9 protein-coding genes and 1 pseudogene are annotated in these 8,381 nt (G+C 61.4%); 5 read left to right on the top strand and 5 right to left on the bottom strand.

The annotated features are described in order from the left end of the window. Positions 1 to 130 precede the first annotated feature (130 nt). From AC3WLB_RS24135 to AC3WLB_RS24120, 4 genes are all read left to right on the top strand, one after another. A complete protein-coding gene (locus tag AC3WLB_RS24135) occupies positions 131 to 1,063 on the top strand; it encodes an ABC transporter substrate-binding protein (RefSeq protein WP_079941031.1) in 933 nt (310 codons plus the stop codon). A gap of 44 nt (positions 1,064 to 1,107) precedes the next feature. Continuing rightward, complete coding sequence (locus tag AC3WLB_RS24130) at positions 1,108 to 2,058, top strand: amino acid ABC transporter permease (RefSeq protein WP_492510452.1); 951 nt, start codon at positions 1,108 to 1,110, stop codon at positions 2,056 to 2,058. 1 nt (position 2,059) lies between these two features. Further along, on the top strand, positions 2,060 to 2,848 hold the full coding sequence (locus tag AC3WLB_RS24125) for an amino acid ABC transporter ATP-binding protein (RefSeq protein ID WP_492510454.1): 789 nt from the start codon (positions 2,060 to 2,062) through the stop codon (positions 2,846 to 2,848). Positions 2,849 to 3,680: 832 nt separating this feature from the next. Then, entirely contained in the window at positions 3,681 to 3,875 is a 195-nt protein-coding gene (locus AC3WLB_RS24120) for a hypothetical protein (RefSeq protein WP_492510450.1), read from the top strand. A 528-nt stretch (positions 3,876 to 4,403) separates the two neighbouring features. Here AC3WLB_RS24120 and AC3WLB_RS24115 read toward each other — a convergent pair. After that, positions 4,404 to 5,942: an aminotransferase class I/II-fold pyridoxal phosphate-dependent enzyme gene (locus AC3WLB_RS24115; RefSeq protein WP_492510448.1), complete on the bottom strand. Its 1,539-nt coding sequence runs from the start codon at positions 5,940 to 5,942 to the stop codon at positions 4,404 to 4,406. Between the two features lie 121 nt (positions 5,943 to 6,063). Between AC3WLB_RS24115 and AC3WLB_RS24110 the strand changes: the two are divergent. After that, positions 6,064 to 6,120, top strand: a pseudogene (locus AC3WLB_RS24110) (hypothetical protein); the annotation flags it as partial. On the opposite strand, the gene AC3WLB_RS24105 reads toward AC3WLB_RS24110, so the two are convergent. The 4 genes from AC3WLB_RS24105 to AC3WLB_RS24090 form a co-directional block, all read right to left on the bottom strand. Then, positions 6,119 to 6,706, bottom strand: coding sequence for a zeta toxin family protein (locus tag AC3WLB_RS24105; protein WP_492510446.1), 588 nt, complete (start codon positions 6,704 to 6,706; stop codon positions 6,119 to 6,121). The pseudogene AC3WLB_RS24110 and the gene AC3WLB_RS24105 sit on opposite strands and share 2 nt — an antisense overlap. Then, complete coding sequence (locus AC3WLB_RS24100) at positions 6,703 to 7,170, bottom strand: hypothetical protein (protein WP_139770732.1); 468 nt, start codon at positions 7,168 to 7,170, stop codon at positions 6,703 to 6,705. Before AC3WLB_RS24100 ends, AC3WLB_RS24105 begins: the two co-directional genes overlap by 4 nt. Positions 7,171 to 7,221: 51 nt before the next feature. Continuing rightward, the gene (locus AC3WLB_RS24095; RefSeq protein WP_079941804.1) at positions 7,222 to 7,782 is read right to left on the bottom strand and encodes a recombinase family protein; all 561 of its coding nucleotides are present in this window, start codon (positions 7,780 to 7,782) and stop codon (positions 7,222 to 7,224) included. Positions 7,783 to 8,002: 220 nt separating this feature from the next. Beyond that, a partial coding sequence (locus AC3WLB_RS24090) for a hypothetical protein (protein WP_492510443.1) occupies positions 8,003 to 8,381 on the bottom strand: 379 nt, incomplete at its 5' end.

Here is an 8,381-nt window from a genome sequence, read left to right as displayed (position 1 = left end):
CCCACCCGGCGACACGGCGCAAGCCATCCTCGACGCCGTCGCCGCGAGCGTCACGCACTAACTTGGCGCGAGTCAGGCCTGAGATGACGACCCTCCGACTTCCCAGGCCTTCAAAGGTGAAGGATGAATCATGAAACTTTCTGGCTTCAAGCTGCTCGCAATCGCTGCTGGTGCAGCACTGCTGCTATCTGGGTGTTCCTCATCTGCGAGCAGCAAGCCCACTGAGGGCGACGCCTCATCCGGCGCTCCAGTCGGAAACGAGGTCACGACTGAAGCGAACCCTGAACTGCATGAGCTGCTTCCCGAGGACATCATCAGCCGCGGGAGCATCAACGTCGCCATGGGTCTGCCTTCGCCTCCCAGCTCGATGTATGACGACAACCAGCGTCCAGTGGGGTTTGACCCGGAGCTGGCACGTCTCCTTGGGCAGAAGCTCGACATCGACATCAAGATTGAGAAGCAGGCGTTCGATTCCGTGATCCCCTCGCTGCAGGCGGGCAAGCACGACATCGTGATGACTGGAATGACGGACACGCCAGAGCGGCAGAAGACGTTGACCTTCATCGACTACACCTACGCGGGCTTCGCGATCGTGGTCAAAAAGGGCAACCCGGACGGCATCGAGACTCAGGACGATCTCTGCGGGAGGACTGTCGCGATCCAAAAAGCCACCGTTCAAGCCGACATCCTTCGGGCCTTGGACTGCGGGGGCGACGACGTTAAGCTCCTCGAGCTGCCCTCCGACCTGGACGGTCAGACTGCGCTTCGAGCCGGTAAGGCTGACGCGTTCTCAACGGACGCTCTCCCCGCCGAGTACATGGTAGCGAACACAGGGAACGGCAAGTCGTTCGAGATCGTCCGCGACCCGGACAATCCCAAGGGCTTCAGCCCCGTCTATAACGGCATCGGTGTGCTGAAGGACAAGACCGAGCTGATCGATGCGCTGCAGGCAGCGTTCCAGGAACTGATCGACGAGGGAACTTACAAGGAGGTCGCCGACCGCAACAACTACACCCCGTACATGGTGGAGTCCGCTGAAACGAACCAGGGAGTAGCGCAGTAGACATGACAGGTCAGCAAAGCGGGCAGCAAACAGGCGCTGTCCGTATGAATGAGGACGATGTCGAGGCGATCCCGCTTAGACACCCATGGCGATGGGTCAGCGCATTCGTTGTCGCGCTTCTCGTAGCCGCGTTCATCTACGTTATCGCAACGAACCCGAACCTCGATTTCGGCGTCGTCGGAGATTTCCTCTTCGACCCCCGTATCCTTAGCGGCGTCTGGCTCACCATTCTGATCACCGTCATTTCGATGCTGGTCTCCATTTTGCTCGCTGTGGTGATTGCAGCAATGCGACTCTCTCCGAACCCAGTGTTGTCAGGTGTGGCATGGTTCTATGTCTGGGCCTTCCGCGGCACCCCGTTGATCGTTCAAATCATGCTGTGGGGATATCTCGGACTGCTGTTCGATCGCCTCACACTTGGCGTGCCGCTTACGGATGTCGTGTTCTGGTCGATCAGTACTAACGATCTCGTGACGCCCTTCGTTGCCGGCCTGCTCGCAATGACGTTGAACCAGGCAGCCTATTCCTCCGAGATTGTTCGCGCCGGAATGATCTCCGTCGATGAGGGCCAGCGCGAAGCCGCCTATTCGCTGGGCATGTCCCCGCTCTACACGTTCCGTCGCGTGCTGTTGCCGCAGGCGATGCGAGTCATCATCCCGCCAATGGGCAACGAGCTCATATCGATGCTGAAGAACACCTCGCTGCTCTCGGTGATCGCCGTCATGGAGCTCTACACTCAGGCCTCGGTGATCTCTTCTGCGAACCTGCGTCAGGTTGAGTTGCTCATCGTGGTCAGTGTCTGGTACTTGCTCATGACGAGCGTGCTGTCGATTCCTCAGTACTATCTTGAGCGCCGGTTCGGACGTGGCAGCACACGCAACCTTCCGCCGACCCCGCTGCAGCGTTTCAGGGCGGTCTTGGATCGCAGGAAGCCGGGCCCACCGCCGGCCCCGGCCACCGAGGCGATTCAGGTGATTGGAGATGATCGTGTCTGAGATGATTAGCTCGACCACGACAGCGGATATAGACGCGCTCGTGCAGATCCGTAGGGTTCGCAAGAGTTTCGGAGCTCACCAGGTGCTCCGGGACATCTCCCTGGAGGTCGGTGCCGGAACAGTAACGGTACTCCTGGGCCCCTCTGGGTCGGGAAAGTCGACTCTGCTACGCTGCATCAATCATCTCGAAACCATCGATGGCGGGCGCGTCATCGTTGATGGAGAGTTGATCGGCTACCGCCAGAGCGGGCAGAGCCTTCATGAGATGACTCCGAAGCAGATCGCCCGACAGCGTCAGGATATCGGGATGGTCTTCCAACGGTTCAACCTGTTCCCTCACATGACCGCTCTCGAGAACATCGTCGAAGCCCCGGTCGGTGTCGCACAACGGTCAAAGGCAGAGGCCAGAAGGCGTGCTCTCGCACTTCTCGACCGTGTCGGTCTCGCCGATTTCGCTAAGCACTACCCGGCACAGCTCTCGGGCGGTCAACAGCAACGCGTCGCGATCGCACGCGCACTGGCGATGGATCCGAAACTGATGTTGTTTGACGAGCCCACGAGTGCTCTCGATCCGGAGCTGGTCGGCGACGTTCTGGATGTAATGAAGGAACTCGCTCGCGACGGTATGACGATGATCGTGGTAACACATGAGATCGGTTTTGCTCGTGGTGTCGCTGACCAAGTCGTGTTCATGGACGGCGGCGTTGTCGTGGAGGCTGGTCCACCAGATCAGGTCATCGGGAATCCGCAGCGCAAACGCACACGTGCGTTCATCGACAGCGTCACCTGACAAGGCCTTGTCAGCAAGAGGGGAGCGAGCGAAAGCGCGCTCCCCTCTTACGTATTTACGCCGACCGCTTGTTGTACGGTAGCGGGCAAGGCGCATAGCCCTTTTGGTCGGCTGAATCGTGTCGTGTTGGATAAAGGTGGACCTGCCCGAACGAAGCTCGTCCAACCATGTGAACAAGTGGGTACGCCGCGAAGTTGCCTCAGCACGCAACCCGACCGTATCCGCACCGTGGCCCCCTGCCATTCGGTAGGGGACGTACCGGCGCATCGCCGATCAGCTCGTTGCGCATCTGGCTTCGCGTACCTGGGATATCAGGGCGAGACCAACGATTACCCGTGACAAGGCATGACCTTGCAGGGATCGGAGCGGGTCCTGGCACTCGAGGGCGGAGTGCGTGAGTTGTGGCTCGCGAACCAAATCCTCAAGAGCGCTTCGGCTCTCTCCGCGACGCAGCTCGAACTCGCTTAACGATGACCAAGAAGACCTCTTACTCCGACGCGTAGCGCGCCGAGCTCAGTAGTAACGAGACCATCTGCCGGGCGCGCGACGACGCTCCCGCCTAGATCCTCGCGTCAAGCTACAAAGCGGTGAAAAATACGCCGCCATCGGTGCGTGGTCGCGCGTCCGGCTCCTCTACGAGAAGTGCACCCGCAGTCACCACGGCAGCTACAATGTCTGCGAGTAGAGAAGATCCCCACCGCGCGCCGCCGCGAGAGCGAGCGCGTCGCGTCATCGGCAGTGGGCCGGCTCGTGCGGCAGATCGGGCTCCGAGTGCTCTCGCGGGCGAAAAGCCCCCCGAACAACAAAACGGTCACCTGGAACCGGTCGCTCCTTGGATCTCGTGAACCGTCAGTTCGCCGCGACCCTTCCGAATGAAAGCGCGGCCGCGAACATCACCTACGTGCGCACGCTCTGGGGATGGGTGTATGTCCTATTTGTCACCGACGTGTACTCGCGCATGATCGTCGGCAAGGAGGTCGCCACCATGCCTACACCTGCCTCACACTCGACCCGCTCCGGATGGTGATCTGGCGGCACAGGCAAGCCGGGCCCGATCTGAAGGACCGCATGCATCACAGGGTCCGCGGCGCGCAGTAACCGGCCGTCCACTACCATGAACGGCTTGACGAATACGATACGCTCGCTTGAGTCGGCTCGAGAGGTGACTCGTATGACAAGGCGTCGGTCGGGCGCACAACTCGCTCGAGAAAGCTAAACCCATTCGCGATCTCGCCCCCCCTGGGCCGGGATCAACGACCTTGGGATCACGACCGCGGACTGGATGAGTTTGTTCAACCGTGCCGACTTCACGGCGAGCTCGACTAGCGACCGTCAGCGCAGATCGAAAAGATCTACCGGGCAACGTCACCGCCGGTGCCTGCACTAGGTAAATCGGTATTGATTGCTTCCCATAAAACCCGACACTTGACGCCGTCCCAGCTGTGGTAGAGGCATGACCTCCGCTGGCCCTGGCCGTCTGCCTCGCTTCCCCTCGCAGACCGGCAAGGAGATGAAGTGTGAACTTGCCCGCACCATCAATGCTGACCCCTGCCAATCAGACGTCCTTGACCACCCGAAAGGTCGTGACCAACGGATCGACTGCCCCCCGGACGTACCCTGAAGGAGAGGCTCCGACTGCCTGGAGGAACGTGATGTTCTCCGAGGTGATCACTTCGCCGGGCACAATGTTCGGAATTCCAGGTGGATAGGCGGCTATGGTGTCCGCCGATAAGCGACCGGCCGCCTGAGCTGCGGGAACGAGCTCGCTTGAGCCGTAGAACGCGTCGCGAGGAACCATCCGCAGATCGCCGCGTTCGGGCAACTCAGGAAACTCCCCCAGTACGTCCGCCGGTCCGCTCGCGACCGCCAAGGCTTTCGCCGCTTGAGCGACAGCGCGGAAGGCGCGCATGATGCGTGAGACGTCGGGCGCAGCGAGTGCCCCGATCACTGCGACGATCGAACCGGCGGTGGACATCTCCATGTAAATCGCGTGCTCGTTGATCAGCTTCTCTCGCACCCAGTGCCCGCTCTGCCCCAAGGCGGTGACATCGATAGGGATGTGAAGCGGGTCTTGGGTGACGATATCGTCAAACGACCCGTAGTCATCACTGATAATGGAGAAATCCGGGTCTTCTCTCAGCGCCTCACGCAGCCGTTCTGCAGTATCCAGCGCACGTTCGATCTTCTCCCTGCCAGTGATGAGAGCTTGCCTGGTCAGGTCGAGCGACAGCTTGAAGATATTGCTGGCGGAAGTTGACGACGTCATCGTGAACGCCCGGTCGATCAGCGGTTCGAGTTCGTCCGCGAACGGCCCCTCCCCGAGATGGATCATCGCTGACTGCGTCAACGAACAGGCGAGTTTATGCGTGCTCGACACAATGATGTCCGCCCCCAATCGGGCTGGGCTTTCGGGCAGAGCCGGGTGAAAACCAAAGTGCGACGCCCATGCATTGTCGACGATGAGGACGGCATTGTATGCATGAGTCACGCGCGCCAGACCAGCGACATCAGCAGTGGCCCCGAAATAGCTCGGAGAGACGACATAGACACTCGCGACGGCCCTGCCAGCTTCAGCCTCCGCGCGCAGCGCGTCTTCGAGAGCGTCTGGGGTGAGTCCATGAGAAATTCCATGCCTTCGGTCGACCGACGGGGACGCGTAAGTCGGGTACAGTCCGGCGATCAACATCCCGTCGCTGAAACTCGAGTGCGAGCTGCGCTGGATCAGCACGCGCTCTCCCAGGCTGCGCACAGCGAGCGCCGCGGTGCGATTGCCTTGCGAGGCCCCGTTTGTCAGAAACCAGGTACGTCTGGCTCCCCATGCCTCCGCGGCCAGCTCTTGAGCCTCCTGCAGCGGAGCGCCCCCGTTGAGCCTAGTCATCATCATGGGCACGTCGTACTCGACGACGCGATTACCGAGCACCGCTGCAATGTGTTCGCCACCGGTGAGTGGGTCAGCACCATGACCGGGAACGCCGAGGGATAGCGGCGCACGAGCCGCATACGCTTGCACTGCGTCTGCGAAAGGTGCCGTGTGCTGTGCCGGTGAGCTTCGGACAGCGTCGATCGGAGATTGCGAGGGATCCGTATTGTGCATCTTTCCACGATCCCGCACTCCGCGGGCTATGGGTAGATCCAGGATCCTGGACCAGTTATATACTTGATATTCACCTAAGCGGCCAAAAGGCGTTTCAGTATCGAGGGGTACAAGGCAGCAGATGATTGATCTTCGGCAGATGCAGGCAGTGGCCGCGATCGCCTCAGAAGGTTCGATCATGCAGGCGGCTCAGCGGCTCGGATGGAGTCAGCCGACGGTGCTGCTTTGTCTGGGTCGCTCAGTACCGTGTCGACGATAATGTTCGTTCCCTGGTCGATCATCTCTGTGCGCAGCGCGCGTGCAAGCATCGACGATTCTTCATGCACGAGTGAGGCAAGTTCAAGCGGATAGAACCGCTCCCCCTGCGCCTCTAAGTCGCGCACCGCTGGCGGTTTGATCCACTCCTCATAGCTGCCATCTGCCATTGCTTCGCGCAGCAACAGCTTCTTGAAATCGTCCGCGTCAATGTTCACGTAGTGGTCGCGATCCGCACCGAGCACGGTGTCAGCGACTCGCCCTTTACCGGCACCTGGCGGGCCAGCCAGCACGAGTGCTCGACCTTCATCTTTCGCGTTCGGAGACTGGCTCACTACCGCGGCCTTGATGCGTTCGTGCGTCGCCCGTCGTCCGGCTTTACGCGACCCGTTGGAGCGATACCAAGCTGGGTTTCGGGTAGTCGCGTGTGGGCCGTCCTTGTCGAGTGGTCCGCCGGCAGTAGAGAGCGCTTGGACAACCTCGATATGCCGCTGCTCCTCTGGGGTCACGCGGCCGTCATCCGTGCTTCGATGCGATCGCCAATCTCGTCGTACAGCTCGTCGTCGATCAGCCCACGGCTCAGCGCGCGGTCCAGGTCATCGACCGAGCCCGCAACGTCCATCAGCAGATCGTCGAACGCATCCTTGGTCTGCGCCTGCGGCACGTACTCCCAGCGCGTCAGCTCATCGACGAGCTGCGCGCGGTCAATCAGCCCGGCTGCGTACCGCTCGCAAATCTCGTAAGGATCTGCGCCAGAGAAGCCTTCACGAGGCATCGGGGTTGCGGCGGCCCGCTGCAACACCTTCTGCACGTTCGGCTGCGAGACCTTCACTAGATCGGCGATCGCCTTCTGCCGCAATCCACGCTGTTTCAGCCGCAGCAGACTGCGACGGTAGTCCAGCTCTCCGATGTTCCGCAAGTGCTGCGCCTTCCGTGCAGCGACCGCCTCGACGGGAATCTCTGTGATCGTCATAGTGTCCACCTCCGCTTCCAGTCTACCGAAAATATAACCATAGTTATACTGCTATTTTGCGAGCGCGCGAATGACACTCGATGTGCCGACTCCGAGCACGCGCCCGATGTGGGCGTAGCTCTGGTTCTCTGCGCGCATCTTCTGGGCCGCGGCGATTCGCTCGGCCGTCATCACGGTTGGGCGGCCGCCGACCCTCCCCTGACTCCGTGCGTGCTCTAAGCCAAGGCGCGTGTTCTCTCTGATCGTGTCGACACGGAGCTGCGCAAAGACCACGACGATGCCATAGAGAGCCTTCCCCATCGGCGTAGTGGTGTCGATGGCGGGCTCCGTGAGACTCACGATATTCAGGCCTCTATCGTTCAGCTCGGATAGCACCTCGATCATCAGGCGCTCACTGCCGGCGAGCCTGTCGAGCTTGCGGACCTTGATCGTGTCGCCGGGGCGCGCGGCTACGTCGATGAGCTTGCGCCACTCGGGGCGATCGGCGATGCGGCTCGATTCGCCGTGGTCGACGAACACGCGACTGCAGCCGGCCGCTCGCAGCTCGGCTTCCTGTGCGCCCGGATCTTGCTCTTTGCGCGAGACTCGCGCGTACCCAAATACTTCGGCCATGCCATAAACGGTACGCGCTCAGTATCGGTGCGATTCAGTTTCGGTGGGGGATTTTGGTGCGCCGCCTCTCGGCGTGTCGCGCAGCTCGTCGACGTCGCCGAGCTGCGCACCGAAAACGATCGTTATCGGTCGGCGCTCGTCGGCGGCAGAGCTGCATCGAGCACCTGCCCGATGCGGGTGCGCTCCTCGGTGTCGGCATCCGGGCCGTCCACGTCGTGACTCACTGGGGATCGTCGTACCAGCGCACGACGCCGTTGGCTGCGTGCGCTTCGCGCAGCGCGGCCGAGGCGGCATCGAACGCTGCGGCGGCACGGTGCAGCTCTGCCGCCGTGGTGACGGTGCCAGTTGCGCCGTCGCCGCGCCCGTCCTCGCCGTTGTAGTGCGTCCCGTCGACGACGCGCTCATGCCAGGCCGCGAGCTGGCCGAGCATGGGTACGTCGACGCCGACATACCTCCCGAACTGCGCACCGGCCGTACGCCTCAGTACAGCGTGCAGCGCCGTCGCGTCATCGAGGACGCGGGGGCTCTGTTGCAAAAATCGTGAAGCTTGAGCATGCTTGGCGGAGATTGGACGGACGGAACGATGACGGATTTCAAGT

It is taken from the genome of Herbiconiux sp. FW305-C-125 (assembly GCF_058783455.1).
The sequence above is the reverse complement of the archived record's forward strand: the minus strand, read 5'-3'. Positions and strand labels throughout refer to the sequence as shown.

What these genes read in the sequence shown, in the direction of transcription:
- AC3WLB_RS24100 (WP_139770732.1), bottom strand. Translation starts at nt 7,170, where the DNA reads ATGACGATCACAGAGATTCCCGTCGAGGCGGTCGCTGCACGGAAGGCG.
- AC3WLB_RS24125 (WP_492510454.1), top strand. Translation starts at nt 2,060, where the DNA reads ATGATTAGCTCGACCACGACAGCGGATATAGACGCGCTCGTGCAGATC.
- AC3WLB_RS24115 (WP_492510448.1), bottom strand. Translation starts at nt 5,942, where the DNA reads ATGCACAATACGGATCCCTCGCAATCTCCGATCGACGCTGTCCGAAGC.
- AC3WLB_RS24095 (WP_079941804.1), bottom strand. Translation starts at nt 7,782, where the DNA reads ATGGCCGAAGTATTTGGGTACGCGCGAGTCTCGCGCAAAGAGCAAGAT.
- AC3WLB_RS24135 (WP_079941031.1), top strand. Translation starts at nt 131, where the DNA reads ATGAAACTTTCTGGCTTCAAGCTGCTCGCAATCGCTGCTGGTGCAGCA.
- AC3WLB_RS24130 (WP_492510452.1), top strand. Translation starts at nt 1,108, where the DNA reads ATGAATGAGGACGATGTCGAGGCGATCCCGCTTAGACACCCATGGCGA.